Origin of the sequence: Streptomyces sp. NPDC002176 (assembly GCF_044903645.1) — a bacterium.
Taxonomy (GTDB): Bacteria; Actinomycetota; Actinomycetes; order Streptomycetales; family Streptomycetaceae; genus Streptomyces.
This window is the reverse complement of the sequence record NZ_JBJDQW010000003.1, coordinates 1,026,820-1,052,271: the sequence shown is the minus strand read 5'-3', so window position 1 is coordinate 1,052,271 and position 25,452 is coordinate 1,026,820. Positions and strand designations below refer to the sequence as shown.

The window sequence follows — 25,452 nt, the reverse complement described above, 5'->3', positions numbered from 1 at the left end:
ACCCCTCCCCGGCGGACGGCGTCTTGGACGGTACGGGCGCGCGGCTCGATCCCGCGCGCCCGGCCAGCCGTACCAGGGGAGGAACACCGCATGGCCGCCAGCCGCCGCCGAGGCCGTATCACCGTCATAGCCGCCGTAGCGGCCGCCACGCTCACCGTGGGGCTCACCACCGGCTGCGACGCCGTGAGCAAGGCACTGGACTGTGCGCGGACCGCCGACTCCATCGCCGACAGCGTCACCGACCTCCAGCAGGCCGTGGAGAACGCGGCGAACGACCCGGCGCGGACCGACGCCTCCCTGGACTCCATCGAGAAGAACCTCGACCAGATCGGCGACCGGACCGACGACGCCGACGTCAACAAGGCGGTGGACGACCTCAGTACGGCTGTCTCGAACGTCCGGACCGCGGTGAAGAACGGCGACGACACCCCGGACATCAGCCCGGTCACCGACGCGGCCGGTGAACTCACCAAGGTCTGCACCCCGTAGCGGGGTCAGTGCCCGTCGCGGCGGCTCCGTCGGAGTTCGTGGCGGGCCTCGCGGCGGTCCAGGCGGTCCTGGCGGCGCAGCTCCTTCATCCGCTGCCGCTCGGCCCGGGTGAGCTTGCGCTCCACCCCGACCCCGCCCCAGAACGCGAACCCGGTGATGATCACGCGCGGCGCCCCCGGATCGCCGGGCTCGTCGCGGTCCAGGTGCTCGAAGCCGCCCATGACGCCGATGCCGCGCACCACGACCTCGACACCCGGCGGCACGATCACCTCCAGACCGCCCATCACGGCCACGCAGTTGATCTCGACCTCGCGGTCCGCGAAGTACGCCTCGCGCAGGTCGATCTCGCCGCCGCCCATGAAGGCGAAGCAGGTGAACTTCTTCGGCATCGTCCAGCGCCCCTTGCGCTGGAAGCCGGACAGCACCGCCACCGCCCCGGTCGACGTGCCCTCGCCGCCGACGATCCGGGACGCCCAACTCCCGTCGTCCACCGGACGCTTGGTGAAGGAGACCGGCGGAGTGGGGGCCCCGGGCGTGGGGAGGTCGCGGGTCAGCGGGGCCAGCTCGCCGTAGGTGCGCGCCTGGTACGCCGACTCGAGCCGCTCCTCGAACTCCGCCATGTCCAGGCGGCCTTCGGCCAGGCCGTCACGGAGGATCTCGGCGACCCGCTCCCGGTCGGCGTCGGAGGCGCGGAGGTCCGGGACGGGACCGGGGGAACGGCGGTCCGGGGCAGCGTCGTCGGTCATGACAGCAGACTACGAGACGGCCTTCTCCGCGTACATCTTGGCGATGACCGCCTCGATGTCGGGCTCGCGCACGGAGAGGTCCACCAGCGGGTATCCGGCGGCGATGTGCGCCACCAGCGGGGCCGCCGACTGCCCCGCCGGGAACGCCAGCCACTGCCGGGGCCCCTCCACCCGCACCACCCGCGCCGACGGCGCCTCGATCGGCGGCAGTTCCCGCTCCAGGTCCACCACCAGGGTCCGTTCGCCGTCCCCGGCCGCGTGCAGCCCGGTCAGCGAACCGTCGTACACCAGGCGGCCGTGGTCGATCACCATCACCCGCGAGCACAACTGCTCGATGTCCTGGAGGTCATGGGTGGTGAGCAGGACCGTCGTGCCGCGCTCGGTGTTCAACTCCTTCAGGAAACCGCGCACCTTGGCCTTGGAGACGACGTCCAGACCGATCGTCGGCTCGTCCAGGTACAGCACCTCCGGGTCATGCAGCAGGGCCGCCGCGATGTCGCCGCGCATCCGCTGGCCCAGCGAGAGCTGGCGTACGGGGACGTCCAACAGGTCGCCCAGCTCCAGCAGTTCCACGCAGCGCTCCAGGTTCTCCCGGTAACGGGCGTCCGGGACGCGGTACATGCGGTGCGCCAGCCGGTAGGAGTCGATCAGCGGCAGGTCCCACCACAGGGTCGTCCGCTGTCCGAACACCACCCCGATCCGGTGCGCCAGCCGGGTCCGCTCGCGCGAGGGGTCGATCCCGGCGACCCGCAGCGTGCCCGAGGTCGGGGTGAGGATGCCGGTCAGCATCTTGATCGTGGTCGACTTGCCCGCGCCGTTCGGCCCGATGTAGCCGACCATCTCGCCGCGCGCCACGGTGAACGAGATCGAGTCCACCGCCCGCACCTCGTGCCGCACCCGCTTGAGGAACCCCGCCTTCTTGCGCACCTCGAAGACCTTGCCGACCTTCTCCAGCGTGATGAAACCGTCGTCCGCCATGCAGTTCAGCTCCCCGTGCTCCGGTACGAACGCAGTCCCGCCCGCCAGGCCAGCCCGGCGAGCGCACAGCAGGCCAGCGCCACCAGCGGGGAGGCGAACGCCGTCCACCCCGGCAGCCCCAGCGGATAGGGGCGCCCCAGCACATAGGCGGCGGGCACCCAGTTGACGAAGGCCAGCGGCAGCACGAAGGTCACCCCGCGCACCAGCTCGACGGTGAACACCGTCGGCGGGTACTGGAGCATCGTCGTACCGCCGTAGGTGAAGGCGTTCTGCACCTCCGAGGCGTCCTGCGCCAGGAACTGGAACGCCGCCCCCGCCACGAAGACCGCGCAGAAGATCCCGCAGCCGCCCGCGATCATCAGCGGCATCAGCAGCAACTTGGCCGCCGTCCAGTCCACGTCCAGGCGGCTCAGCGACCAGCCCAGCACCAGCACCCCCTGCGTCACCCGGCCCAGCCGCCGGAGCGCGAACCGGTCCGCCGCGACCTGCGCCAGCACCGGCGCCGGACGCACGAGCAGCGTGTCCAGCGTGCCGTCCCGCACCCGGCGCCCGAGCCGGTCCATCGAGCCGATCAGCAGGTCCGCCAGCCCGAACGCCACCGCCGACAGCCCGTACAGGAACGCCGTCTCCGGCAGCGAGTAGCCGCCCAGGGCGTCCACGCGGGAGAACATCAGCATGATCGCGACGAAGTCCAGGAAGGTCGCCGCGAAGTTCCCGAAGGTGGTCATCACGAACGACACCCGGTACGCCATCGTGGACCGCACCCACATCCCGGCGATCAGCCCGTAGGCCCGTACCCCCTCCCGGACCCGGCCGTACTCAGCCACCCTGGACCACCACCCGCCGGGTCGCCACCGACTGCAGCAGCCGCCCCGCGCCCAGCAGCGCCACCGCCCAGGCCGCCTGGAACAGCCAGGTGGCCAGGAGGTTCGCCCGGCCCAGCAGCACGTCCGCCGGGGCCTGCAGCAGCGCCGACCAGGGCAGCGCCCGGACCACCTCGCCGAGCGTGCCCGGGAAGACGTTCAGCGGCAGCAGCATCCCCGAGCAGAAGTGCCCCGCCAGCCAGGCGATCCGGGTGATCCCCGAACCGTCCAGCAGCCAGAACGTGCTCAGCGCCAGCAGATAGCGGATACCGAAGCCGACCAGCATCGCCAGCGCCACCGTCACCAGCAGGGCCAGCCAGGTGCCCAGGTCCGAGGGCAGATAGGCCGGGAAGCAGAGCATCCCGAAGAGGAACGGCACCACCCCGCGCCCCAGCAGCTGGAAGGAGGCCCGCCCCAGGTCCGCCGCCAGCCACCACAGTTGGAGATCGGCGGGCCGGTAGAGGTCCACCGCGACGTCACCCGTACGGATGCGTTCCATCAGCTCTTCCTCGACGCCCCCGCCGCCGATCGCCAGCGTCGACAGCAGGGCCTGGCCCAGCCATACGTAGGTCACGGCCTGCGCCTGGTCATATCCGCCCAAGTGCGGACGGGCGTCCCACAGGGCACGGTAGGTGCACACGATGATGAGACCGAACACGGTGTTGGTGAACACCCCTGCCGCGGTGGCGGCCCGATAGGTCGCGTACCGTCTGAACCCACCTGCCGCGACGGCCCCGTACAACCGTCCAGCGCCCACGGCGGTCCACCTCCTCGGACTGCTCGAAACCGAAGCGCAGGAGCCTAGCCCCCGGCCCCGCGATCGGCCACGCGTTTTCCGTGACCGAAGCGTGCCGGAATCCGGGAACGGTTCACCAGGTGCGAGAGTCTTCAACCAGGGGGCGCAGAAGGCGTACGAGGCGTACGGGAACGTACGACGAAACAGGAGTCCGTGCACGACATGAGCGACGAGCCGCAGCCGCAGCAGCCGAACGAGGGCGGGGCGCGAGAAGAACCTCAGCCGGCTGGGGGGCCCGCAGCAGCGGAACCGCAGGCGAAACCGGCGAAGAGTCCGGCCGACCCCGACGCGGCCAAGGCCGGGCAGCAGCCGGAGAGCGCCCCCGCGCGCGACTCCGCGACCCCGAACACCCCCCGCCCGGCGGCACCTTCGGCCCCGGCCGGGAAGCCCGACGCGGCGACGGAGAAGGCGGAGAAGACGGCGGGCAAGGGCGCCCCGACGGGCCCCTCGGCGGCCACTCCGGCCAAGGACGCCGCCGTGCCCGCCCAGTCCGGCGCCAAGGAGACCCCGCCCGCGGAGAGCACCCAGGTGTTGCGCCGGGTCAACGCGCCGACCGGGTCCGCCAAGCCCCGCACCGCGGGCGGCAAGCCGGAGCAGGCGGCCGAGAGCACCACGGTGCTCCGGCGCGTCCAGGCCGACCAGCCCCCGCCCGCGGAGAGCACGCAGGTGCTGCGCCGGGTCAGCGCGCCCCGGTCCGGCGACACCGCCAAGGCGGGCGCCGACGCTCCCAAGCCGGTCCCGGCAGCCCCCGCCACCCCGGCCGCGGCCGCCGGAGCCACCACCGTGCTGCCCCGCACCCCCGCCGAGCCCACCGCGACCCCGCAGGTGAGCGGCAGCGGTGACGGCGGCGAGGGCGGCGAGGGCGACGGCGGCGGCAAGAAGCCCAAGCGGCCCAAGCGCTCCGGCTGGCGGCGGATCTTCCCCACCTGGCGGATGGTGCTCGGCACCCTCGTGCTCGGCGCGATGGTGATCATCGGACTGCTGTTCCTCGGCTACTCCATGGTGAAGATCCCCGCCGCCAACGCCCTGGCCACCAAGCAGGCCACCGTCTACCTCTACGCGGACGGCTCCCAGCTCGCCCGCGACGGCGAGATCAACCGCGAGAACGTCGGCCTCGCCCAGATCGCCAAGCCCGCCCAGTTCGCCATCCTGGCCGCCGAGGACCGCGACTTCTACACCGAGTCCGCCGTCGACCCCAAGGCGATGCTCCGCGCGGGCTGGAACACCGCCCTCGGCAAGGGCAAGCAGTCCGGCTCCACCATCACCCAGCAGTACGTGAAGAACTACTACCTGGCCCAGGAACAGACGGTCACCCGTAAGGCCAAGGAGTTCTTCATCTCGATCAAGCTGGACCGCGAGAAGTCCAAGAGCGAGATCCTCGAGGGCTACCTCAACACCAGCTACTTCGGCCGCAACGCCTACGGCATCCAGGCCGCCGCCCAGGCGTACTACGGACGCGACGCCATCGACCTCGACGCGGGCCGCGCCGCCTACCTCGCCGCGCTGGTCAACGCGCCCAGCGAGTACGACGTCGTCGCCCACCCCGAGAACAAGGCGGCCGCGCTCGCCCGCTGGAACTACGTCCTGGACGGCATGGTCTCCAAGGGCTGGCTGGCCCAGTCCGAGCGCACCGGCATGAAGTTCCCGATGCCGAAGGAGCAGACCGTCTCCACCGGCATGTCCGGCCAGCGCGGCTACCTCGTCGAGGCCGTCAAGGAGTACCTGACCGGGCACGACATCCTCACCAAGGAGCAGCTCGCCTCGGGTGGTTACCGCATCACGACCACCATCCAGAAGCCCAAGCAGGACGCGTTCGTCAAGGCCGTCGACGACCAGCTGATCTCCCAGCTGGACAAGAAGAACCGCAAGGCCGACACCTACGTCCGCGCGGGCGGCGCCTCGATCGACCCCAAGACCGGCAAGATCGTCGCGATGTACGGCGGCGTGGACTACGTGCAGCAGTACACCAACGGCGCGACCCGCGGCGACTTCCAGGTCGGCTCCACCTTCAAGCCGTTCGTGTTCACCTCCGCGGTGCAGAACGGGTCCGCCACCCAGGGCGGCCAGCGCATCACGCCCAACACGTACTACGACGGCACCAACAAGCGCCCCGTGCAGGGCTGGTCCGGCGGCACCTACGCGCCGGAGAACGAGGACCAGCGGTCGTACGGCCCCCAGATCACCGTCCGCAAGGCCACCGACCTGTCCGTCAACGCGGTGTACGCGCAGATGGCCGCCGACGTCACCGGGGACAAGGTCAAGGAGACCGCGGTCGCCCTCGGCATCCCGGCCGACACCCCCGACCTGTACCCGTCCCCGTCCATCGCGCTCGGCACCGCCACCGCCAGCGTGCTGGAGATGACCGAGGCGTACGCCACCCTGGCCAACCACGGCCGCCACGGCACGTACACGATCATCGAGAAGGTCAGCAAGGACGGCGTCCCGGTCGACCTGCCCGGCCGCCAGACCAAGCAGGCCGTCACCCGTGAGGCCGCCGACACCACCACCTCCGTGCTGAAGAGCGTGGTCGAGGGCGGCACCGCCACGGCCGCGCAGGCCGCGGGCCGTCCGGCCGCGGGCAAGACCGGCACCGCCGAGGAGGACACCGCCGCCTGGTTCGCGGGCTACACCCCCGAGCTCGCCACGGTCGTCTCCGTGATGGGCCAGGACCCGGTCACGGCCAAGCACAAGCCGCTGTACGGAGCCCTCGGCGCGGCCCGGATGAACGGTGGCGGTCCGCCCACCGAGATCTGGGCGCAGTACACGAAGGCCGCGCTGCGCGGCCAGCCCGTCGCCTCGTTCGACCTGGAGCTCCAGGCCGGTGCCGATGTCGTGGCGCCCAGCACCGGGCCCTCGACCTCGCCCGGCACCGACGCGGGCCAGGACAACGGCGGCACCACCGGTACCCCGAGCCAGGGCAGCACGCCGACCGACGGCGGCCAGGGCGACGGCGGCAACCCCGGCGCCCCGACCCAGGGCACCACGCCCGCCGACCCGACCACGGGCGGCACCACCACCACGGACGGCGGTGTGGGCGGCGGTCCGGCCACCGATGGTGGGGCCACCGACGGGGGCGCCACGGGCGGCGGCCCCGGCGGCCAGCCCGGTACGGGCGGCACGGACGGCGGCGCCGACCCCGGCACCGGCGGCCTGCCCGGCGGCTTCGTCGCCCCGCAGACGGCCCGGCGCCAGTAGCACCGGAACTGCAGAAGGGGCTGACGACGACGGTCGTCAGCCCCTTCTCGCGTTCTCGGCGGGTTTCGGGGAGTGCGGGGGTTCAGAGATACAGCCCGGTGGAGTCCTCCGACCCCTCGAACCGGTCCGCGGCCACCGCGTGCAGGTCCCGCTCGCGCATCAGCACGTAGGCGATGCCCCGGACCTCGACCTCGGCCAGGTCCTCCGGGTCGAACAGGACCCGGTCGCCGGGCTCCACGGTGCGTACGTTCTGCCCGACCGCGACCACCGCGGCCCAGGCCAGCCGCCGCCCGACCGCCGCCGTCGCGGGGATCAGGATGCCGCCGCCCGAACGGCGCTCGCCCTCACCGGTCTCCTGCCGCACGAGCACCCGGTCGTGCAGCATCCGGATGGGCAGCTTGTCGTGGTGCGGGGTGCTCTGCTCGTCTCTGTTGGCGCTCACGCCCCCGAACCTACCTGCCCGCACGGCACGGACACGCCTCCGGGCCGCCCCGGCTCCCCGCCGCGACGACCCGGTCGTCAGGTCTCGTGCCCGCTAGCGGCGGTGCCTGCGCTTGCGCGACCCCGCGACGATCAGTCCGAGCGTCCCGGCCACGATCAGCACGGCGGGCACCACGCGCTCCATCCGGGGCGCGCCGTCGTCGTCCACGAACTGGTCCCGTACCTCGGTCATCACCCGATTGACCTGCACGTACGTCCGTCCGAAGACCCGGTCGACGCCCGCGACGGCCTTCGCCTTGGCATCCCCGACGATCGTCTTCGGGTGCACCCGCACCCCGATCTCGTCGAGCGTCTCGGCCAGCACTTCACGACGGCGCTTGATGTCCGCCTCGATCTGCGCCGGTGTTCTGGTGTCCGACGTCTCCGCCACCGTACGGCCTCCGAAATCTCCTGGTGCTGTTCCGAACAGTCTGTCAGCTCTTCACCACACCGCACGGCAGGGGCGCCCGGTTAGGCTTTGCGGATGAGCGAGCGACTTCAGCCCGGGGACGTTGCCCCCGCCTTCACCCTGCCCGACGCCGACGGCAACGAGGTGTCCCTGGCGGACCACAAGGGCCGCAAGACCATCGTGTACTTCTACCCCGCGGCGCTTACCCCCGGCTGCACCAAGCAGGCATGCGACTTCACCGACAACCTCGCCCTGCTGGCCGGTGCCGGGTACGACGTCATCGGCATCTCGCCCGACAAGCCGGAGAAGCTGGCCAAGTTCCGTGAGCAGGAGGACCTGAAGGTCACCCTCCTCGCCGACCCGGACAAGAAGGTCCTGGAGGCGTACGGCGCCTTCGGCGAGAAGAAGCTCTACGGCAAGACCGTCACCGGCGTCATCCGCTCCACGGTCGTCGTGGACGAGGACGGCAAGGTCGAGCGCGCCCTGTACAACGTCAAGGCCACCGGCCACGTGGCGAAGATCATCAAGGATCTGGGCATCTGAAGCCGCCGCCCGGCCGCTAGCATGGCCGGGCAGCAGCAGGCGGCCGTGGTGGAATTGGCAGTCACGCTGGGTTTAGGTCCCAGTGGGGTAACTCCCGTGAGGGTTCGAGTCCCTCCGGCCGCACCAGCATTCAGCCCAGCAGCTCCCGCACCACCGGGACCAGGGCACGGAATGCCTTCCCGCGATGGCTGATCGCGTTCTTCTCGTCCGCGCTCAGCTCCGCGCAGGTACGGCTCTCGCCCTCCGGCCGCAGGATCGGGTCGTAGCCGAAGCCGCCGGTCCCCGCCGGGGCCTGCCGCAGGGTGCCGCGCAGCTGCCCCTCCACCACCCGCTCGGTGCCGTCCGGCAGGGCCAGGGCGGCCGCGCAGGCGAAGTGGGCGCCCCGGTGCTCGTCCGCGATGTCGGAGAGCTGGGCGAGCAGCAGATCGAGGTTGGCGGCGTCGTCGCCGTGCCGACCGGCCCAGCGGGCGGAGAAGATGCCGGGGGCGCCGTTCAGCACGTCGACGCAGAGCCCGGAGTCGTCCGCGACGGCGGGGAGTCCGGTGGCCTGGGCGAGCGCGTGCGCCTTGAGCAGGGCGTTCTCCGCGAAGGTGACGCCGGTCTCCTTGACGTCCGGGATCTCGGGGAAGGCGTCGGCACCGATCAGCTCGTGCGGCAGTCCGGCGTCGGCCAGGATGGCCCTCAGCTCGGTGATCTTTCCGGCGTTACGGGTGGCGAGGATCAAGCGGGTCATGGGGGCCAGTATTCACCGACCCCCTCGCGCCAGGCCCGTCAGGGGTTACAGCTCCGCCTGTCCGGCGCCCTCGAGCAACCGCAGGTTGAAGACGTCGGCCATCTTGCGGTAGCCGAGGTCACTGGGGTGCAGGTGGTCGCCGGAGTCGTACGCGGGGAGCAGCCGCTGCGGCGCGGCGGGGTCCTTGAGCGCGCTGTCGAAGTCGACCACGGCGTCGAACACCCGCCCGGAGCGGATCTCCGCGTTGATCTGCCGACGCATCAATTCCCGGGCCGGGGTCCAGGCCCTGCGGCCCTCGAAGGGCGTCAGGGTGGCGCCCACGACCTTCAGACCGCGCGCGTGTGCCTGCCGGACCAGGGTGCGCAGGCCGTCCAGGATCTTGTCCCGGTCGCCGGGCGCCTTCGCGCGCAGGATGTCGTTGACGCCGAGGTCGATGACCACGACCTTCACATTGGCGTGGCCGAGCGCGTCCCGGCCGAAGCGGGACAGCCCGCTCGGGTTCTGCGGGGGACTGCCCGGGCCGGCCGTGAGCACCCGGTTGCCGCTGATGCCCTCGTTGACGACGGAGTAGCGCGGTGCGTCGGTCCGGTGCCCGGCGGCGGAGCGCAGCCGGGAGGCCAGCACGTCGGGCCAGCGGTGGTTCTCGCCCGTGGTCGAGCTGATGCCGTCGGTTATGGAGTCGCCGAACGCCACGACCGTGCCGTGCGCCTCCTCGGTGAGCACGTCCAGCGCGGTCAGGTACCGCCAGGAGCTGGTCTGCTCCGTGTACGGGACACCCGTCGACTCCTCCGTGCGGTCACCCTCCGCGAGGTAGGAGATCTGGCGGGCGTGCGGGTGGTAGGTGACCGGGCCGGACGGGGCGACGGCGTACGTGGTGACCAGGACGTCGGAGTCGCGCGGGACGGCGATCCGTACCGCGTCGCTGCGCACCTGCTGCCCGGCCGGGATGGTGACGGCGTAGGCGCCGTCGAACTTCAGGCGCCGCATCGTTTCCGCACGGGCGGCGGCGGTCCCCCGGCCCGCCGAGAGGGCCACCGAGGCGTGAGTGATGGTCAGCGGCGCCCGACCGTACAGGTTGGAGAGGGTGACGCGGGCGCTCGTGCCGCCGGTGTTGGCGTGCACGACGTTGCGCACCGAGTGGCCCGCCAGGCCGTTCGTCCCGATGCCGGGCTCGGCGCCCACCGGCGAGGCGGCCCAGGAGCCGACCCAGGTCGCGGCGGACGAGCCGTGGGAGCCCCGGCCCGTGGCCGAGGACCCCGAGCTGCTGTCGCCTGCCGCCGACCTGATGAGCATCGTGACGGAGAAGGCGACGACGAGTGCGACGAACGCACTGAGCAGGGCATAACCGTGGCGCTTGGTCACGCTGGCGTTGTTCTCCTCGGGAGGCGGAAGCCGGGCATCGATCGGTTCACCATGATGGGGCATGGCAGCGACCGGAGTTGACGGGCACCTGCCCTGAACCCTGTTCCATTCTGACGCCGGGAAGTCGTGGTCCGTTCCGCGCGCCGGGGGGAAGGGACAATGTGTGTGCGGGATCACCGATCGGGCGGAGCGAGATGGAACGCGCGCAAACGAAAGAGGCGGAGCCGGGCCGCACCCCCCGGCCGACGGCTGCCGGACGGGCCGGGTCGTACCGGACCATGACCGCCTTCACGGCGGCCGACGAGGAGCGGCAGCGCGGTGTGCGGCGCATGAAGCTCACGGCGGCCGGACTGCTGCTGTTCGTCGCCGTCGTGTACGTCCTGGCCACCTGGGCCGGGCACGCGGGGACGGGCCCCTGGACGGGATATGTGGCGGCGGCCGCCGAGGCCGGGATGGTCGGCGCGCTCGCGGACTGGTTCGCGGTCACCGCGCTGTTCCGGCATCCGCTCGGCCTGCCCATCCCGCACACCGCGATCATCCCCACCAAGAAGGACCAGCTGGGCGTCTCCCTGGGCGAGTTCGTCGGGGAGAACTTCCTCTCCGAGGACGTCGTACGGCAGCGGCTGGCCGCGGTCGGCATCGGCAGCAGGCTCGGCGACTGGCTGGCCCAGCCCGAGAACGCCGACCGGGTCACCGCCGAGCTGGCCACCGCGCTGCGCGGCGCGCTGACCGTGCTGCGCGACTCGGACGTGCAGGCGGTGGTGGGGGAGGCGATCACCCGGCGGGCCGACGCGCGGGAGATCGGGCCCGCCGTGGGCAAGCTGCTGGACCGGATCGTCGCCGACGGCGGCCACCGGCGGGTGGTCGACCTGGTGGTGGGCCGCGCCCACGAGTGGCTGGAGCGGCACCGGATCGATGTCATGGTGGCCATCGAGGGCGGCGCGCCCGGCTGGACCCCGCGCTTCGTGGACCGCAAGGTCGGCGACCGCGTCTACAAGGAACTGCTGCGCTTCGTCACCGAGATGCAGGAGATGCCCGCGCACCCCGCGCGGGCGGCCCTGGACCGCTTCCTCACCGACTTCGCCTCCGACCTCCAGTCCGACACCGAGACACGGGCGCGGGTGGAGCGGCTCAAGAGCGAGGTGCTGGCGCGGGACGAGGTGCAGGACCTGATCGCCTCCGCCTGGACCGCCGTACGGTCGATGATCGTCGCGGCCGCCGAGGACGAGCAGAGCGAGCTGCGGCTACGGGTGCGGGCGGGGCTGCTCTCGCTCGGGCAGCGGCTGGCGACCGAGCCGAAGATGCAGGGCAAGGTGAACCGCTGGGTGGAGGGCGCGGCCGTCCACGTGGTGACGACCTACCGCGACGAGATCACCTCCCTGATCACCGAGACGGTGGCGGGCTGGGACGCGGAGCACACCACCCGCAAGATCGAGGCGCACATCGGCCGCGACCTCCAGTTCATCCGGATCAACGGCACGGTGGTCGGTTCGCTGGCCGGACTGGTGATCTTCACCGTCTCACGGGCGCTGGGCGGCTGAACGCTCCTCCGGCGGGGTGAGCCTGCCCGTCCGGCCGGTCTGTTCCGGCCCGGCGCGGGCACCCGTAACTCGTCCTTCGACGACGAGGGGTGCCGATGAGCGAGGGGTGCCGATGAGCACAGCGACCGGGACACCGTCGGCGGCCGGCGGTACGACCAGCAGTGACATCCCGGCCCGGCTGGACCGCCTGCCGTGGTCCCGCTGGCACTGGACCATCGTGATCGGCCTGGGCACCGTCTGGATTCTCGACGGCCTGGAGGTCACGGTCGTCGGCAACATCGCGGCCCGGCTGTCCGAGCCCGGCAGCGGCCTGTCGATCAGCTCCGGGCAGGTCACGGGCACCGCGGCCGCGCTGTACGTGGCCGGTGCGTGCGTCGGCGCCCTGTTCTGGGGCCGCCTGACGGACCATTGGGGACGCCGCAAGCTGTTCATGATCACGCTGGCGGTGTATCTCGCGGCGACCGCGCTGACCTCGCTGTCGACCGAGGCGTGGTGGTTCTTCCTGTTCCGGTTCCTGACCGGCTTCGGCATCGGCGGCGAGTACGCGGCGATCAACTCCGCGATCGACGAGCTGATCCCGGCGGCCTATCGCGGCCGGGTCGACCTGATGATCAACGGCAGCTTCTGGCTGGGCGCGGTGGGCGGCTCCCTGCTGTCCATCCTGGCGCTGGACACCGCCTTCTTCCCGGCGAACATCGGCTGGCGCCTGACGTTCGCCCTCGGCGCGGTCCTGGCCCTGGTCATCCTGCTGGTGCGCCGACACGTCCCGGAGAGCCCGCGCTGGCTGCTGATCCACGGGCGGGACCGGGAGGCGGAGGAGATCGTCTCCGGGATCGAACGGCGGATCGAGGAGGAGCGCGGGGAACCGCTGCCCGCGCCGGAGGGCCGACTGGAGATCCGGCGGCGCGGCAGCGTGACGTTCCGCGAGATCGCCCGCACCGTCTTCGGCCGCTACCGCAGGCGGGCGGTGCTCGGCTTCTCCCTCTTCATCGGGCAGGCGTTCCTCTACAACGCGATCACCTTCGGCTTCGGCGCCATCCTGACCCGCTTCTACGACATCCCGGCGGACCGTACCGGCTACTACTTCGCCGTCATCGCGGTCGGCAACTTCTTCGGCCCGCTGCTGCTGGGCAAGCTGTTCGACACGGTGGGCCGCCGGGTGATGATCTCCTCGACGTACCTCCTGTCCGGTGTCCTCCTCTTCGCCACGGCCTGGCTCTTCGACCGCGGCGCGCTGAGCGCGACCACCCTGACGGCCTGCTGGTGCGCGGTCCTCTTCTTCGCCTCGGCGGGCGCGTCCAGCGCCTATCTGACGGTCTCGGAGATCTTCCCGATGGAGACGCGGGCGATGTCCATCGCCTTCTTCTACGCCCTGGGCACCGCGGCGGGCGGCATCAGCGGCCCCCTCCTCTTCGCCGACCTCACCGGCACGGGCCGCGTCGGCGACACGGTCCTGGCCTTCCAGATCGGCGCGGCGCTGATGTGCGTGGCGGGCCTGGTGGCCGCGCTCCTCGCGGTCCGGGCGGAGGGCCGCTCACTGGAGGACGTGGCTACGCCGTTGTCGTCCTCGGCGGCGGAGGGGGCGGGGGAGAAGGGGGTGGGGGTGGGGTAGGGGGTCGGTCTCCAGGTGTGATCGGACGACCCCGGGAGGCGGCGCGCTGTTCAGCCCCGGCGGTCGGCCAAGGCCCAGGAGGCGAGGGCGACCGCACCGGCCACGCCGAGTACAGAGGGCCAGGCGCCGACCTTCTTGGCACCGAGCGACGCCGTATTCGCCGACGAGCCCGGTGGCGGCGATGACCGCGCTGGGAATCTTGGGCATGGGGGTCTCCTTGGTGCGCTTTTGTGGGCTTGTCCACTCTTCTGCCTGCGCCGACATTAACGCGCACCTGGTCGGCATCGACGAGCACCCTGCCGCCTAGACAGGGAGGAGCGTGCATCGCATGGGCGTTGGGTGTGGCACATGGTGTGGGTTCAGCGATGCGCGGGACGTGCTGCACACTTGGAGTCTCGTTGTCAGTGGGGTCTGTCACCCTCAGTGATGGTGGATTGCGAAGTGTGTCTGCCGTTGCACGGCCGTAAGGAGGGGGCATGACCCGCACGAACGAACTGAAGTACACCTCGGTTGAAATCTGTGCCGGCGCCGGCGGGCAGGCGGTAGGTCTGCACAACGCGGGCTTCCGGCATGTCGCTCTCATCGAGATCGACAAGGACGCCTGCCAGACACTGCGGGCCAACACGGAGGACAACCCGGAGTGGGGCGCCTGCGAGGTCATCCAGGCCGACCTGCGCGAGTTTGACCTGGAGCGCCTCGGACTGAGACCAGGCGACCTTGATCTGCTGGCGGGCGGGGTGCCGTGTCCGCCGTTCTCCGCTGCGGGCAAACAGCTGGGGCGGGACGACGAGCGTGACCTGTTCCCGACCATGCTCGACATGATCGACCACCTGGAGCCGAAGGCGGTGATGATCGAGAACGTGCGTGGGCTGCTGGACCCGAAGTTCGCTGACTACCGCCAGGAGATCATCAAGCGCCTGGAGTCCATGGGCTACGAGGAGTGTTACTGGGACATCCTGGAGGCCAGGAACTACGGCGTCCCGCAGCTGCGCCCGCGGGCGATCCTGGTAGCGATGAAGCCTGAGTACGCCCGGTACTTCGAGCATCACAAGCCCGTGGGGACCAGGGTGATCACTGTCGGCGAAGCGCTGCATGACTCCATGCGCGCGCGATACGACGCTGTGGCGGACGATGTCAGAGCCGAGCACGCCTTCAAACGGTGGTTCGAGAAGGCGCAGGAAGGCGTGGCGCCGACCGTCGTCGGCGGCTCCAAGAAGCACGGCGGAGCGGACCTGGGCCCCACTCGCGCCAAGCGCGCCTGGCACGAGCTTGGTGTGTGCGGCCTCGGAGTAGCCAACGAGCCGCATGAGATGAAGGACGCGGAGAGGGACCTCTTCGCCGACGCGGGCCCCAAGCTCACGGTGACGCAGGCGGCTCTGGTCCAGGGTTTCCCGGCGGAGTGGAAGTTCTCCGGCCGGAAGACCGCGGCGTACCGGCAGGTCGGCAACGCGTTCCCGCCCCCGGTCGCACAGGCGGTCGGCAGCCAGATCTACGCCGCCTTCGAAGCCGCCGCGAAGGCGCGGCAAGCCTGACCAGGGCGCCTACGCCCTGCCGTCGCGTAGGCGGCTCACGGTCGCCGCGATCTTCAACGCGCATTCCTCAGCTGGATCGTGTTCCCAGAAACGGAGCACGGTCCAGCCAGCGGTGCGGAGCTGGTCATCGGTATCCCGGTCACGAGCCATATTCCGGGCGACCTTTTCCGACCAGTAGCCGGAATTGGTCTTCGGCGGCACATAGTGCTCCGGGCAGCCGTGCCAATAGCAGCCGTCGATGAATACCGCGAGCTTCGCCGGGCGGAAGACCAAATCCGCCGTGCGGCGAAGATTCGGCAGCGGTCTTGCCGCGACCCGGTAGCGGAATCCTTGAGCATGCACGAGGCTCCGGACCAGGCGCTCCGGTGTCGTATCGCGGCTCCTGATGGCCTGCATATTCCTCCGCCTGGCAGCGGAGGACGCCCAAGAGCCGACCGGAGGCACCCAGTTCCCGTCGTCAACGGCCTCGCCTCGTGCCATGCCTTTCACGATACCCGCCTGTGTCAGACCTCAGATTCGTCGGTGACCTGGTCTTCGTTGACGGGGTTCAGATGGCCGCGGTGGCTTCCGTTGTGCCGTGGCACTGCTCGTAGGACTGTGCTGAACCGCACCAACACCCCGCCCCCCGCCCCGGCGGCCAAGCCACAGCCAACCCCCGGGCCGCCAGTGTCGTCGCGTACTGAGGCAGCAGCGCGGGGTCCGCTGGGGACGTGCCCTCTGAGGCGGCGAAGGCTTCGTAGGAGGGGACTGTGCCGGTGACGATGCCGAGGTTCGGGGTGCCGGAGGCGGCTAGTTCGGTGAGGGACGTTTCTATGGTCGCCAGGTGGCCGGAGTGGGAGGGGTACTCGTCCGAGAGGGTCGGGTACGCGGCGACGAGTTCCGTCAGTTCCGTGGACGGCCAGTGGAGGACCGCCACCGGGTAGGGGCGGGACAACGCCTCGCGGGCGGTGGTGAGTTCGGCGCGGAGGCGGGAGAGTTCGGCCTCCAGTTCCGCGGGGTTCTCCGAGCCGAGGGACCAGACCCGCTTGGGGTCGTGGAGTTCGTCCAGGGAGACCGGCGAGGTGTGGAGGGTGTCGGCGAGGGCGTCCCAGGTGTCGTGCGGGAGGCCCAGCATGCGGCGGACGCGGTGGCGGCCGAAGAGGAGGGGGTGCGTGGCGTACGGGGGTTCCGGCACGTCCGTCAGGAGCAGCACCGCGCCCTCGTGGAACGTGTCGTGCGCCGCCTGGAGTTCGTCGTGCGACTCCAGCGCCTCCGCGACGATCACCCAGGGCGCCGCCTCCCGCGGAGCCGTGGCGCGGATGCCGTCGATGATCGCGCGGGCCTCGGCCTCGTGGCCGTACTCCCACAGGTTCGCCGCCTTCAGGGCGCGGACGAGCTGCGGATGCTCCAGGGGACCGGCGGAGGACAGCAGGCGGTCGTAGAGCGCGGTCGCCGCGGGGCGGGCGCCGGACAGTTCGAGGTGGGCCGCGGCGCGCAGCAGCAGGGCCTCGGCGTCCTCGGGGTACAGGCCGGCGGTCCGCTCCAGGCGTGCCGCTTCGGCGGTGTGGTCGACGTTCTCGGCAGCGGTGTCGGGGCGCATGGATGACACCGTACTGCCGAGGGGTGACAGCCGAGGAGGGCGCCCGACGAGGAGATTTCTCCAACTCCCGGCGAAGATCGGGAACCGGGCCGCGGCCGCGCGCGTTGTACGGGGTGAACGGGCCTGTACAGCCCGTGATCAGGGGTTCGGGGAGCATGCGGGGGGTGTTGTCGTGACGAGTGGTCGTTCCGTCGTCGTGCGCGCCCTGCTGCCGCTGTTCGCCCTGGTCCAATTGCTGGTGCTCCAGGCCGCGCTGCTCGGGTCGGGCGGCCTCACCACCGCCGTCGCGCTCGCCGCGACCACCGCCGCGGGCACCGCCCTCGTCCTCTGCTCGGTGCTCACCGCCCGCCGCGTCCCCGCCGTCCCGCCGACGCGCGTCCGTACCGCGATACGCGACCGGGCCCGCCGTACGGCGTTCCTGGCGCAGCGCGACCCCGACGCGAGGGGGCGCCGCAGGCCACGGGCGCCCGGCCGGGTCCTGTCGACGACCTGCGCGTAGGGCCCCCGCGACGCGAAGCACCATCCGTCCGCCCCCACCCCGCCCGCGCGGGTCGTCCTGCCATCGGCCGCTCACGGCCACATCCCGGCACGACGCCACCCCGTTCGGAGGGTCACCCATGTCCGTCTTCGCCCGCCTGGTCGAGCAACTCGCCGACCTGCTCCAGCCGTTCTTCCACGCCTCCGCGACCGCCGCCGCGATCGTCCTGTTCACCGCGCTGGTCCGACTGGCCACGCATCCCCTCGCTCGCGCCGCCGCCCGGGGCCAGCGGGCCCGCGCCGCGCTCCAGCCCAAGGTCGCCGAGCTGCGCAAGAAGCACGCCCGCGATCCCGAGCGGCTCCAGCGGGCGATGCTGGAGCTGCACACCGAGGCGAAGGTGTCCCCGTTCTCCGGCCTGCTGCCCGTACTGCTCCAACTCCCGGCGTTCTACCTGCTCTACCACCTCTTCTCCAACGCCACGATCGGCGACGGACCCAACACCCTGCTCGGCCACGACCTGCTCACCGCGCCCCTCGGCGGCCGCTGGGCCGACGCGATGGGCGGCGGGATCTTCGACGGGGCCGGGCTGGTCTACCTGGTCCTCTTCGCCGTCGTCGCGGCCGTCGCCACCGTCAACTACCGGCGGGCCAGGCGGACAGCGGCCGAGAACCCCGTACCCGCGGGCGACACCGTGCCGGGGCTCGGCGCGGTCGGCAAGGTGGCCCCGTTCCTGTCCTTCCTCACCCTGGTGACCGTCGCCGTCGTCCCCCTGGCCGCCGCGCTCTACGTCGTCACCAGCACCACCTGGAGCACGGTGGAGCGGGTCATGCTGTCCTGAGCGGGGTCAGAAGAGGATGCCCGCCAGCTTCCGCCAGGCCGCGCGGGGCAGTTCGTCCGGGGAGCCCTCGTGCACGACCTGGAGGGCGACATGGTCGGCGCCCGCGGCGAGGAAGGAGTTCACCATGTCCCGGACGCGGTCGTCGTCGCCCCAGGCGTACAGCGCGTCGATCAGCCGGTCGCTGCCGCCGTCGCGCAGATCGTCCTCGGTGAAGCCGATGCGCCGGAAGTTCTTGGTGTAGTTGGGGAGCGTGAGGTACATGGCCAGGTGTTCGCGGGCCAGCGCGCGGGCGCGGGCCGGGTCCGTCTCCAGCACGACGCCCAGCTCGGGGGCCAGCAGAGGCTCCTCGCCCATCATCTCGCGGGCCTCGGCGGTGTGTTCGACGGTCGTGAGGTACGGGATCGCGCCGAGGGCCCGGTCGGTGGAGAGCATCAGCGTCTTCGGGCCGAGCGCCGCCAGCACCCGGCGCTCGGGCGGCACCCCGGCGCCGTCCAGCTGGTAGAGGTACGAGACCAGCGCGGTGAAGGGGCGGTTGTACTGCTCGGCCAGCTTGGCGTGGCTCATGCCGAGCCCGAGCAGGAAGCGGCCGGGGTGAAGGGCGTCCACCTCGAAGTAACCGGCCGAGCTGGCCTTGGCGTTGTACTGCCAGATGCTCTGGATGCTGGTGCCGACGATCAGCCGGTCCGTCGTCTCCAGCAGCGGCAGGGCGTTGACGGGGGCGCTGGAGCCGCCGAGCCACGCGGTGCCGTAACCGAGCTCCTGGAGTTCGGCCGCCGCCTCACCGATCTCGCCGCGCCGGGCCGGGTCCTCGTTGCGCAGGCCCACGCTCCAGACGCCGTACCGGCCGATCTCCGCCTTGGAGATGCTCCTGCTCGTCGCGTCGCTCATCGGATAGTTCCCTCCGGCTGGGTGTCGTGCCGTCGATCGTCGTGCACGACAGAGCCAACCAGAGGGAGCCGCGCGGTAGTCCCGCGCCGCGATCACTCCCCGAGGAAGCGCTCCAGGGCCTCGACCACCAGGCGGTGGTCCTCGATCTGCGGCAGACCGGAGACGGTCACCGAGCCGACGACACCCACACCCGCCACGGTGATCGGGAAGGAGCCGCCGTGCGCCGCGTAGCGGTCGGGGTCCAGCCGGGACGAGTCCTCGAACGTGGTGCCCTTGGCGCGGAAGCGCGAGCCGACCAGGTAGGAGGCGGAGCCGTAGCGCTCCACGACCCGGCGCTTGCGGGCGATCCAGGCGTCGTTGTCCGGGGTCGAGCCGGGCAGCGCCGCGTGGAAGAGCTGCTGGCCGGAGCGGTGGATGTCGACGGCGATCGGCGCCTGCCGCTCCCGGCCCAGCTCGACCAGGAGGGAGCCCAGCGCCCACGCGTCGTCGTGCGTGAAGGTACGGAAGACCAGGCGCTGTTCCTGCGCCTCCAGGTCCGCCACGCTCGGGGCGTTCTGTGCTTGCGTCATCAGAGGGTCACCGTCACCTTGTCGCGGGCGGAGCGGCGGGCCGCCTCCAGTACGTCGAGGGTCTCGGCGGCCTCCAGCGCGGTCACCGGGTTGGGGCCGGTGCCCCGGACGGCGGCGGCCACGGCCGCGTAGTAGGCGGGGTAGTCGCCGGGCAGCGTCTCCACGGCGGTGCCGCCGCCGGTGACCGGGGACTCCCCGGCGCCCAGGCGGCCCCACAGCGACTCCTCCTCGACGCCCCACGCGGCCTCGGTGCCGGGGCGGTCGCCGTCGCGCAGCGCCGCCTCCTGCGGGTCCAGGCCGTACTTCACGAACCCGGCGCGCGAGCCGAGCACCCGGAAGCGGGGGCCGAGCTGGGCGGTGGCGGCGGAGACGTAGAGGTGCGAGCGGACGCCGCTGACGTGGGTCAGGGCGAGGAAGGTGTCGTCGTCCGTCTCGGCGCCGTCCCGGCGGACGACCGCCTCGGCGTACACCTCGGTGACCGGGCCGAACAGCACCAGGGCCTGGTCGACGACATGGCTGCCGAGGTCGTAGAGCAGACCGCCGATCTCCGCCGGGTCGCCGGACTCGCGCCAGCCGCCCTTCAGCTGCGGGCGCCAGCGCTCGAAGCGGGACTCGAAGCGCCAGACGTCGCCCAGGTCCCCGTCGGCCACCAGCTTGCGCAGGGTCAGGAAGTCGTTGTCCCAGCGGCGGTTCTGGAAGACGGAGAGCAGCACCCCGTGCTCGTCGGCGAGGGCGGCCAGCTCGCGGGCCTCGGCGGCGGTGCCGGAGATCGGCTTGTCCACGACGACCGGCAGACCCGCCTCGATCGCGGCGGTGGCGAGCGGGACGTGCGTCTTGTTCGGGGACGCGATGACGACCAGGTCCAGCTCACCGGCGCGCTCGAGCAGTTCCTCAGGCGTGGCGGCGACGCGGACGTCCGGGAACTCGGCGCGGGCCTGCTCCTGGCGCTCGGGGTTCGAGGTGACGACCGTGTCCAGGACGAGGCCGTCCGTGGCGGCGATCAGCGGGGCGTGGAAGACGGAGCCGGCGAGGCCGTAGCCGATCAGGCCGACGCGGAGGGGTGTACCAGTCATGCCTCCTACTTTCGCAACGCTGTTGCCAAAGTGCAAGCGGCAGGGAGAATGGACCCGTGAACAGGACTGACAGGACGGGGAGCGACCCGGCGGGGGCGAATCTGCTCGCGGTGCGGTCGCACAACACCGCGCTCGTGCTCGATCTGCTGCGCGGCGCCGGGCCGGAGGGCATCAGCAGGCTCGAGATCGCCGAGCGCACCGGGCTCACCCCGCAGGCCGTCAGCAAGATCACCGCGCGGCTGCGGGAGGACGGCTTCGCCGCCGAGGCCGGACGCCGGGCCTCCACCGGCGGCAAGCCGCGCACCGTGCTGCGGCTGGTCCCCGAGGCCGGGCACGCGGTGGGCGTGCACCTGGACCGGGACGAGCTGCGGGTGGTGCTGCTCGATCTGAACGGCACCGTGGTGGGGGAGCGGCGCGGCGAGGTCGGCCTAGGCGGCGGCGCGGAGACGGTGCTCGCGCTGGTCGCGGACGAGGTGACCGCGCTGGTCACCGAGGTGCTGGGCCACGGTCTCGCGGACGCCGGGACGCTGCTCGGGGTCGGGGTCGCGCTGCCGGGCCCGCTGGACCACGTCGGCGGGGTGCTGCACCGGGTGACCGGGTTCCCGGAGTGGGAGGGGTTCGCGCTGCGGGACGCGCTCGCCGGGCGGCTCGGCGTGCCGGTGGTGGTCGACAAGGACACCAACGCGGCGGCGCTCGGGCTGGCCGCGGGCGGCGAGCGCGGGTCGTTCGCCTATCTGCACCTCGGTACGGGCCTCGGCGCCGGTCTGGTGATAGGCGGCAGTGTGCACCGGGGGGCGCGCACCGGGGCCGGGGAGTTCGGGCACCAGGTCATCCAGCTGGACGGCCCGCCGTGCGAGTGCGGGGACCGGGGGTGCCTGGAGGCGCTGTGCCTGGCGGCGGTCGGCCGTGGTGAGACCGCGGAGGCGGCGCGGGTGCTGGGGGTGGGGGCCGGGAATCTGGCGGGGCTGCTGGACATCGACCGGGTGCTGCTCGGCGGGCGGACCATCGCGTTGGCGCCGGGGGTCTACGTCCAGGGGGTCTCCGGGGTTCTCGCCGCGCGGGCCCGGCGCGAGGGGCTGCCCGGGGAGACGGTCCCGGTACGGCTGGCGCCGGGCGGGGAGCGGGTGGTGGCCGCGGGGGCGGCGCAGTTGCTGCTGGCGCCGGTGTTCGGGCGGGCGGGCGGCTGAGCGGGGCTGCCGGTTGGCGCAGCCCGGGTCCACTGATCGGGCGGAGATGCGGGGCGGGACGGAGTGGTGCGGTGGCGGGGGACGGCTTTCCGGCATGTTCATATGTTCATGCGATTGTCCTTGGCCCTGTCGTCGTGCCTGTCCCGGTCCCGCGCCTCCGCGTCCGCCTCCGTGCCCGCCTCGCTCTGTCTCGTCGCCGTCACCGCGCTCGCGCCCGTGGCGCCCGCGGCCGCGGTGGTCCCGTGCACGGCGGGCGACGACGGTTCCTTCCCGCTCGACACCCGTATCCACGGCGGCCCCGCCACCTACCGGGCGGGCGGGGCGCCCGGCACCTGGTACATCGACCTCGTCAACTCCGGGTCGCAGGCGTGCGCCGGTGTCCACCCGGTCGTGGTCCTCGTCGACGACGAGCGTCTGCTGCGGCCGTCCCAGGCCAAACTCGATTTCTACGACGGCCACAAGCGCCGCCCGGTCCGGCTGGAGAGCACCGACCAGCAGGAACTGGTCGGCGTGGTCGGGGCCGACGGTTTCGCCGGGTACACGGTGGCGCCCGGCAGGACGGTCACCGTCAAGCTCCGCCTGATGATCACCTCCGACGCCTTCGCCGACCACGTCACCGCCAAGGCGGCCCTGGTCCAGCGGCGCGGCCAGGACGGAGAATGGGTGGGGGAGTCCGAGGACTACGTCTTCGACATCGACGGCGAGGAGCCCGCCCGCCGCCCGGACGAGCAGCGCGACCCCGGCCGCACGCAGGGCCCCGTACCGCCGGACGAACCGAGCGGGTCCAGCCGCCCGGCCCGTCCAGCCGACACGGATGAGCCCGCCCATCCGACCGGCACGGGCGAGCCCGCCCGTCCGACCGGTACCGACGAGCCCGCCCGCCCGGTGGGTACCGACGAGCCCGGCGACACCGCCGACCCGGACGACCCCGACGGCACCCCGGTCAGCCCCTCCCGGGCCCCCGACACCACGGAGGCGGGCGTCACCCCGGCCGCCGAGGAACCGTCCGCCGAGGAGCCGTCCGCCACGCAGTCCGCCACCGCCACCCCCCTGGCCCCCGTCGACGCCGACGCCGAGGACCCCGACGCCGAGGACCCCGACCAGCAGCCCGCCGAACTCGCCCGCACCGGCCAGGCCCTCCCCCGCGGCCTCCTCGCGGCCGTCGCAGCACTCCTCGTCACCCTCGGCGCCACCGCCCTGGTCCTCACCCGCCGACGCCGCTGACCTCCCCCGACACCCGAACCCGCCACCGCGCCGCACAGCACCCCCCACGCACCCCCCACGCACCCCCCACCCCCTCCCACCTCACTACCCTGGACCCGTCAGCCGTCGGCAACGCTCGCAGGAGGACGTACGCATGGCAGACCGTAGGCCCATCGAGTCATGGCTCACCGACATGGACGGGGTGCTGATCCACGAGGGTGTGCCCATCCCCGGCGCCGACGCGTTCCTGAAGAAGCTGCGCGAGGCCGAGCGGCCGTTCCTGGTGCTGACGAACAACTCCATCTATACCGCCCGCGATCTGCACGCGCGGCTGACCAGGCTGGGCCTGGACGTGCCGGTGGAGAACATCTGGACCTCCGCGATGGCCACCGCCCAGTTCGTGGACGAGCAGCGGCCCGGCGGCAGCGCGTACGTCATCGGCGAGGCCGGGCTGACCACCGCGCTGCACGACGTCGGCTACATCCTCACCGACCACGACCCCGACTTCGTGATCCTGGGCGAGACCCGGACGTACTCCTTCGAGGCCATGACCAAGGCGGTCCGGCTGATCAACGACGGCGCCCGGTTCATCGCCACCAACCCGGACAACGTCGGCCCCTCCACCGAGGGCGCGCTGCCCGCCACCGGCTCGGTCGCCGCGCTGATCACCGCCGCGACCAAGAAGAAGCCGTACTTCGTCGGCAAGCCCAACCCGCTGATGATGCGCGCCGGGCTCAATGTGCTCGGCGCCCACTCGGAGACCTCGGCGATGATCGGCGACCGCATGGACACCGACGTCCTCGCGGGACTGGAGGCCGGGATGCGCACCTTCCTGGTGCTCACCGGGGTCACCCAGGCGGACGAGATCGACCGCTACCCGTTCCGTCCGTCCAAGGTCGTCGACTCCATCGCGGACCTGGTGGACCTGGTCTGAGCTGCGGATTTACCGGCATCTTCAAACCCGGTCCCACCCGTACGGAGCAACCGGACGCCCTGTGCGGATGCGGAAGCGCACCGGACGGGGGAACCTCCCAGTATCTGGAGGTTCACGATGGGCTCACTTCGCCTCACTCTCTGTACTGGAATTCTCGCCGCCGCCGCGTTCACCCCGGTGGCCCACGCGGCGGACGGCGACTCGCACGGCACCGGTGGGCTCACCGTGGCCCCGGCCATCCCGGTCCCCGGTACCGATGTGTCGCTGCGGGTGCGCGGCTGCACGGCGTCGCAGGGCACGGCGGTCTCGAGCGCGTTCGTCTCGGACGCCCGGCTGACCGGCGGACAGGGCGACCTCTCCGGGGAGACCCGCGTCCGCACCTCGCTGAAGGCGGGCGCCTACGACGTGCGGATCACCTGCGCCGACTACTCGTTCACCGGCCGGATCAGCGTCGACGAGTCCGGGCACGGCACGCGCCCCGACGCGGACTCCGGCTCCGACTCGGGCCCCGGCTCCGGTGACGGGCCCGACACCGGGCCGTCCCCCGTCGCCCCGGTCCACGCGGGCGGCGGCGGTACGGCGGCCGGTGCAGGGGCCGACACCAGCACCCTGTTCGCCACCGTGGCCCCCACCGGCTCCGGTCCCGGCGCCGCCCAGGCCCTGACCGGGCTGGCCCTCGCCGGGTGTACGGCGGTCACGGTCGGGGCGCTCCGGTCGCGGCGGAGCCGGAAGAACGGCTGAGCGGGAGCCGGAATGTCCGAGGAGCGAGGGCACACCACCGCCACCGGCCGCCTGATCACGGTCGTGGCCTGGGCCGTGCTGCTGCTCGGACTCTGGCTCTGGGGGCGGGACGCGACCGGGCTGCCGGAGAACCCCGGCGGCACCGCGCACGGCGATGTGGCCGGACTCGGCGGCATCACCCTGCCCGCCCCGGCGACCCCGCTGCCCGACTCCGCCCCGCAACGCGTCGACATCCCCCAACTCGCCGTCCAGGCACCGGTGGTGGCACGCGGGCTGGACAGCCGGGGCGGCATCGACCCGCCGCCCTTCGACCAGCCGGGGGTGGTCGGCTGGTACGGCGCCGGGACCACGCCCGGCGCGGCCGGTACCGCGCTGCTCGTCGGGCATGTCGACACCGAGACCCGGCCCGCCGTCTTCTACCGGCTCAGCACCCTCGAACCCGGCGAGACCGTCCGGGTGGTCCGCGCGGACGGCAAGGTCGCCCGGTTCACCATCGACGACGTCGAGGTGCTCCCCGCCGACCACTTCGACGCCGAACGCGCCTACGGCACCCGCCACCCCGGCCGCGCCGAACTCCGCCTGATCACCTGCGGCGGCACCTACGACCGCACGAGCCGCACCTACACGGCCAACGTCGTCGTCTCCGCGTACCTCACCGGCACCGGAGCCTGAACACCCCTGAC

At 72.2% G+C, this 25,452-nt stretch carries 26 protein-coding genes and 1 tRNA gene; 14 read left to right on the top strand and 13 right to left on the bottom strand.

All coding sequences use genetic code 11. The features are described from left to right. Positions 1–90 precede the first annotated feature (90 nt). The gene (locus ACI2LY_RS18650) at positions 91–489 is read left to right on the top strand and encodes a hypothetical protein (protein WP_393913741.1); all 399 of its coding nucleotides are present in this window, start codon (positions 91–93) and stop codon (positions 487–489) included. 5 nt (positions 490–494) lie between these two features. On the opposite strand, the gene ACI2LY_RS18645 is transcribed toward ACI2LY_RS18650, so the two are convergent. Genes ACI2LY_RS18645 through ACI2LY_RS18630 form a run of 4 tightly spaced genes read right to left on the bottom strand, consistent with a single transcriptional unit; the run spans position 495 to position 3,833 of the window. Next, positions 495–1,235 carry a DUF1707 domain-containing protein gene (locus tag ACI2LY_RS18645; RefSeq protein WP_404708068.1) on the bottom strand — a complete coding sequence of 247 codons (741 nt, stop codon included), beginning with the start codon at positions 1,233–1,235 and terminating at the stop codon, positions 495–497. 9 nt (positions 1,236–1,244) lie between these two features. Next, on the bottom strand, positions 1,245–2,213 hold the full coding sequence (locus ACI2LY_RS18640; protein ID WP_393913739.1) for an ATP-binding cassette domain-containing protein: 969 nt from the start codon (positions 2,211–2,213) through the stop codon (positions 1,245–1,247). Between the two features lie 5 nt (positions 2,214–2,218). Further along, on the bottom strand, positions 2,219–2,983 hold the full coding sequence (locus ACI2LY_RS18635; protein WP_404708177.1) for an ABC transporter permease: 765 nt from the start codon (positions 2,981–2,983) through the stop codon (positions 2,219–2,221). A 49-nt stretch (positions 2,984–3,032) separates the two neighbouring features. After that, complete coding sequence (locus tag ACI2LY_RS18630) at positions 3,033–3,833, bottom strand: ABC transporter permease (RefSeq protein ID WP_404708067.1); 801 nt, start codon at positions 3,831–3,833, stop codon at positions 3,033–3,035. An 864-nt stretch (positions 3,834–4,697) separates the two neighbouring features. Between ACI2LY_RS18630 and ACI2LY_RS18625 the strand changes: the two genes are divergently transcribed. Beyond that, positions 4,698–7,067: a transglycosylase domain-containing protein gene (locus ACI2LY_RS18625; protein WP_404708176.1), complete on the top strand. Its 2,370-nt coding sequence runs from the start codon at positions 4,698–4,700 to the stop codon at positions 7,065–7,067. Positions 7,068–7,149: 82 nt separating this feature from the next. Here the strand turns inward: ACI2LY_RS18625 and ACI2LY_RS18620 are convergent, their stop codons facing one another. After that, entirely contained in the window at positions 7,150–7,452 is a 303-nt protein-coding gene (locus tag ACI2LY_RS18620) for a co-chaperone GroES (RefSeq protein ID WP_388994505.1), read from the bottom strand. 150 nt (positions 7,453–7,602) lie between these two features. After that, the gene (locus ACI2LY_RS18615) at positions 7,603–7,938 is read right to left on the bottom strand and encodes a DUF3618 domain-containing protein (protein WP_393596659.1); all 336 of its coding nucleotides are present in this window, start codon (positions 7,936–7,938) and stop codon (positions 7,603–7,605) included. A gap of 93 nt (positions 7,939–8,031) precedes the next feature. Between ACI2LY_RS18615 and bcp the strand changes: the two genes are divergently transcribed. Both bcp and ACI2LY_RS18605 read left to right on the top strand, forming a co-directional pair. Further along, complete coding sequence (bcp, locus tag ACI2LY_RS18610) at positions 8,032–8,499, top strand: thioredoxin-dependent thiol peroxidase (RefSeq protein WP_388994127.1); 468 nt, start codon at positions 8,032–8,034, stop codon at positions 8,497–8,499. 39 nt (positions 8,500–8,538) lie between these two features. Further along, positions 8,539–8,625, top strand: a tRNA-Leu gene (locus ACI2LY_RS18605). Between the two features lie 4 nt (positions 8,626–8,629). Here ACI2LY_RS18605 and rdgB read toward each other — a convergent pair. Continuing rightward, the gene (rdgB, locus tag ACI2LY_RS18600) at positions 8,630–9,232 is read right to left on the bottom strand and encodes an RdgB/HAM1 family non-canonical purine NTP pyrophosphatase (RefSeq protein ID WP_404708066.1); all 603 of its coding nucleotides are present in this window, start codon (positions 9,230–9,232) and stop codon (positions 8,630–8,632) included. 45 nt (positions 9,233–9,277) lie between these two features. Continuing rightward, positions 9,278–10,594: an SGNH/GDSL hydrolase family protein gene (locus ACI2LY_RS18595; protein WP_404708065.1), complete on the bottom strand. Its 1,317-nt coding sequence runs from the start codon at positions 10,592–10,594 to the stop codon at positions 9,278–9,280. Between the two features lie 194 nt (positions 10,595–10,788). On the opposite strand from ACI2LY_RS18595, the gene ACI2LY_RS18590 reads away from it, so the two are divergent. The 3 genes from ACI2LY_RS18590 (at position 10,789) to ACI2LY_RS18580 (ending at position 15,279) form a co-directional block, all read left to right on the top strand. Continuing rightward, the gene (locus tag ACI2LY_RS18590; RefSeq protein WP_404708064.1) at positions 10,789–12,135 is read left to right on the top strand and encodes a DUF445 domain-containing protein; all 1,347 of its coding nucleotides are present in this window, start codon (positions 10,789–10,791) and stop codon (positions 12,133–12,135) included. 112 nt (positions 12,136–12,247) lie between these two features. Then, the gene (locus ACI2LY_RS18585) at positions 12,248–13,747 is read left to right on the top strand and encodes an MFS transporter (protein WP_404708063.1); all 1,500 of its coding nucleotides are present in this window, start codon (positions 12,248–12,250) and stop codon (positions 13,745–13,747) included. Positions 13,748–14,223: 476 nt separating this feature from the next. Further along, positions 14,224–15,279, top strand: a complete 1,056-nt coding sequence (locus tag ACI2LY_RS18580; RefSeq protein WP_404708062.1) for a DNA cytosine methyltransferase — start codon at positions 14,224–14,226, stop codon at positions 15,277–15,279. Positions 15,280–15,288: 9 nt separating this feature from the next. Here the strand turns inward: ACI2LY_RS18580 and ACI2LY_RS18575 are convergent, their stop codons facing one another. Together ACI2LY_RS18575 and ACI2LY_RS18570 are read right to left on the bottom strand one after the other, a co-directional pair. Next, positions 15,289–15,759 (bottom strand): very short patch repair endonuclease, encoded by a 471-nt coding sequence (locus ACI2LY_RS18575; protein WP_404708061.1) that lies wholly within the window; start codon positions 15,757–15,759, stop codon positions 15,289–15,291. A gap of 67 nt (positions 15,760–15,826) precedes the next feature. Continuing rightward, positions 15,827–16,858: an SEC-C domain-containing protein gene (locus ACI2LY_RS18570; RefSeq protein WP_404708060.1), complete on the bottom strand. Its 1,032-nt coding sequence runs from the start codon at positions 16,856–16,858 to the stop codon at positions 15,827–15,829. Positions 16,859–17,030: 172 nt separating this feature from the next. On the opposite strand from ACI2LY_RS18570, the gene ACI2LY_RS18565 reads away from it, so the two are divergent. Both ACI2LY_RS18565 and ACI2LY_RS18560 read left to right on the top strand, forming a co-directional pair. Then, positions 17,031–17,357, top strand: coding sequence for a DUF6412 domain-containing protein (locus ACI2LY_RS18565; protein WP_393913728.1), 327 nt, complete (start codon positions 17,031–17,033; stop codon positions 17,355–17,357). Between the two features lie 118 nt (positions 17,358–17,475). Further along, the gene (locus tag ACI2LY_RS18560; RefSeq protein ID WP_404708059.1) at positions 17,476–18,174 is read left to right on the top strand and encodes a YidC/Oxa1 family membrane protein insertase; all 699 of its coding nucleotides are present in this window, start codon (positions 17,476–17,478) and stop codon (positions 18,172–18,174) included. Positions 18,175–18,180: 6 nt separating this feature from the next. Here ACI2LY_RS18560 and ACI2LY_RS18555 read toward each other — a convergent pair whose 3' ends face one another. The 3 genes from ACI2LY_RS18555 to ACI2LY_RS18545 all read right to left on the bottom strand — a co-directional run bounded on the left by ACI2LY_RS18555 (position 18,181) and on the right by ACI2LY_RS18545 (position 20,704). After that, complete coding sequence (locus tag ACI2LY_RS18555; RefSeq protein ID WP_404708058.1) at positions 18,181–19,062, bottom strand: LLM class F420-dependent oxidoreductase; 882 nt, start codon at positions 19,060–19,062, stop codon at positions 18,181–18,183. Between the two features lie 92 nt (positions 19,063–19,154). Further along, positions 19,155–19,631, bottom strand: coding sequence for a heme-degrading domain-containing protein (locus ACI2LY_RS18550; RefSeq protein ID WP_404708057.1), 477 nt, complete (start codon positions 19,629–19,631; stop codon positions 19,155–19,157). Next, on the bottom strand, positions 19,631–20,704 hold the full coding sequence (locus ACI2LY_RS18545) for a Gfo/Idh/MocA family oxidoreductase (RefSeq protein WP_404708056.1): 1,074 nt from the start codon (positions 20,702–20,704) through the stop codon (positions 19,631–19,633). The genes ACI2LY_RS18550 and ACI2LY_RS18545 overlap by 1 nt, the downstream gene beginning before the upstream one ends. A 56-nt stretch (positions 20,705–20,760) precedes the next feature. Here ACI2LY_RS18545 and ACI2LY_RS18540 point away from each other — a divergent pair, with 56 nt between their 5' ends. The 5 genes from ACI2LY_RS18540 to ACI2LY_RS18520 all read left to right on the top strand — a co-directional run bounded on the left by ACI2LY_RS18540 (position 20,761) and on the right by ACI2LY_RS18520 (position 25,441). Beyond that, on the top strand, positions 20,761–21,891 hold the full coding sequence (locus ACI2LY_RS18540; protein WP_404708055.1) for an ROK family protein: 1,131 nt from the start codon (positions 20,761–20,763) through the stop codon (positions 21,889–21,891). A 108-nt stretch (positions 21,892–21,999) separates the two neighbouring features. Continuing rightward, the gene (locus tag ACI2LY_RS18535; protein WP_404708054.1) at positions 22,000–23,115 is read left to right on the top strand and encodes a hypothetical protein; all 1,116 of its coding nucleotides are present in this window, start codon (positions 22,000–22,002) and stop codon (positions 23,113–23,115) included. A 133-nt stretch (positions 23,116–23,248) separates the two neighbouring features. Continuing rightward, on the top strand, positions 23,249–24,028 hold the full coding sequence (locus ACI2LY_RS18530; RefSeq protein ID WP_388994084.1) for an HAD-IIA family hydrolase: 780 nt from the start codon (positions 23,249–23,251) through the stop codon (positions 24,026–24,028). 117 nt (positions 24,029–24,145) lie between these two features. Beyond that, the gene (locus tag ACI2LY_RS18525; RefSeq protein ID WP_404708053.1) at positions 24,146–24,769 is read left to right on the top strand and encodes a hypothetical protein; all 624 of its coding nucleotides are present in this window, start codon (positions 24,146–24,148) and stop codon (positions 24,767–24,769) included. Between the two features lie 12 nt (positions 24,770–24,781). After that, on the top strand, positions 24,782–25,441 hold the full coding sequence (locus tag ACI2LY_RS18520; RefSeq protein ID WP_404708052.1) for a class F sortase: 660 nt from the start codon (positions 24,782–24,784) through the stop codon (positions 25,439–25,441). The last annotated feature ends 11 nt before the right edge of the window (positions 25,442–25,452 follow it).

Coding starts and splice junctions, on each gene's coding strand:
- ACI2LY_RS18580 (WP_404708062.1), top strand. CDS start 14,224: ATGACCCGCACGAACGAACTGAAGTACACCTCGGTTGAAATCTGTGCC.
- ACI2LY_RS18590 (WP_404708064.1), top strand. CDS start 10,789: ATGGAACGCGCGCAAACGAAAGAGGCGGAGCCGGGCCGCACCCCCCGG.
- ACI2LY_RS18570 (WP_404708060.1), bottom strand. CDS start 16,858: ATGCGCCCCGACACCGCTGCCGAGAACGTCGACCACACCGCCGAAGCG.
- ACI2LY_RS18550 (WP_404708057.1), bottom strand. CDS start 19,631: ATGACGCAAGCACAGAACGCCCCGAGCGTGGCGGACCTGGAGGCGCAG.
- ACI2LY_RS18575 (WP_404708061.1), bottom strand. CDS start 15,759: ATGGCACGAGGCGAGGCCGTTGACGACGGGAACTGGGTGCCTCCGGTC.
- ACI2LY_RS18535 (WP_404708054.1), top strand. CDS start 22,000: ATGCGATTGTCCTTGGCCCTGTCGTCGTGCCTGTCCCGGTCCCGCGCC.
- ACI2LY_RS18650 (WP_393913741.1), top strand. CDS start 91: ATGGCCGCCAGCCGCCGCCGAGGCCGTATCACCGTCATAGCCGCCGTA.
- ACI2LY_RS18635 (WP_404708177.1), bottom strand. CDS start 2,983: ATGTGGGTGCGGTCCACGATGGCGTACCGGGTGTCGTTCGTGATGACC.
- rdgB (WP_404708066.1), bottom strand. CDS start 9,232: ATGACCCGCTTGATCCTCGCCACCCGTAACGCCGGAAAGATCACCGAG.
- ACI2LY_RS18645 (WP_404708068.1), bottom strand. CDS start 1,235: ATGACCGACGACGCTGCCCCGGACCGCCGTTCCCCCGGTCCCGTCCCG.
- ACI2LY_RS18545 (WP_404708056.1), bottom strand. CDS start 20,704: ATGACTGGTACACCCCTCCGCGTCGGCCTGATCGGCTACGGCCTCGCC.
- ACI2LY_RS18530 (WP_388994084.1), top strand. CDS start 23,249: ATGGCAGACCGTAGGCCCATCGAGTCATGGCTCACCGACATGGACGGG.
- ACI2LY_RS18620 (WP_388994505.1), bottom strand. CDS start 7,452: ATGCTGCACGACCGGGTGCTCGTGCGGCAGGAGACCGGTGAGGGCGAG.
- bcp (WP_388994127.1), top strand. CDS start 8,032: ATGAGCGAGCGACTTCAGCCCGGGGACGTTGCCCCCGCCTTCACCCTG.
- ACI2LY_RS18555 (WP_404708058.1), bottom strand. CDS start 19,062: ATGAGCGACGCGACGAGCAGGAGCATCTCCAAGGCGGAGATCGGCCGG.
- ACI2LY_RS18525 (WP_404708053.1), top strand. CDS start 24,146: ATGGGCTCACTTCGCCTCACTCTCTGTACTGGAATTCTCGCCGCCGCC.
- ACI2LY_RS18585 (WP_404708063.1), top strand. CDS start 12,248: ATGAGCACAGCGACCGGGACACCGTCGGCGGCCGGCGGTACGACCAGC.
- ACI2LY_RS18520 (WP_404708052.1), top strand. CDS start 24,782: ATGTCCGAGGAGCGAGGGCACACCACCGCCACCGGCCGCCTGATCACG.
- ACI2LY_RS18640 (WP_393913739.1), bottom strand. CDS start 2,213: ATGGCGGACGACGGTTTCATCACGCTGGAGAAGGTCGGCAAGGTCTTC.
- ACI2LY_RS18560 (WP_404708059.1), top strand. CDS start 17,476: ATGTCCGTCTTCGCCCGCCTGGTCGAGCAACTCGCCGACCTGCTCCAG.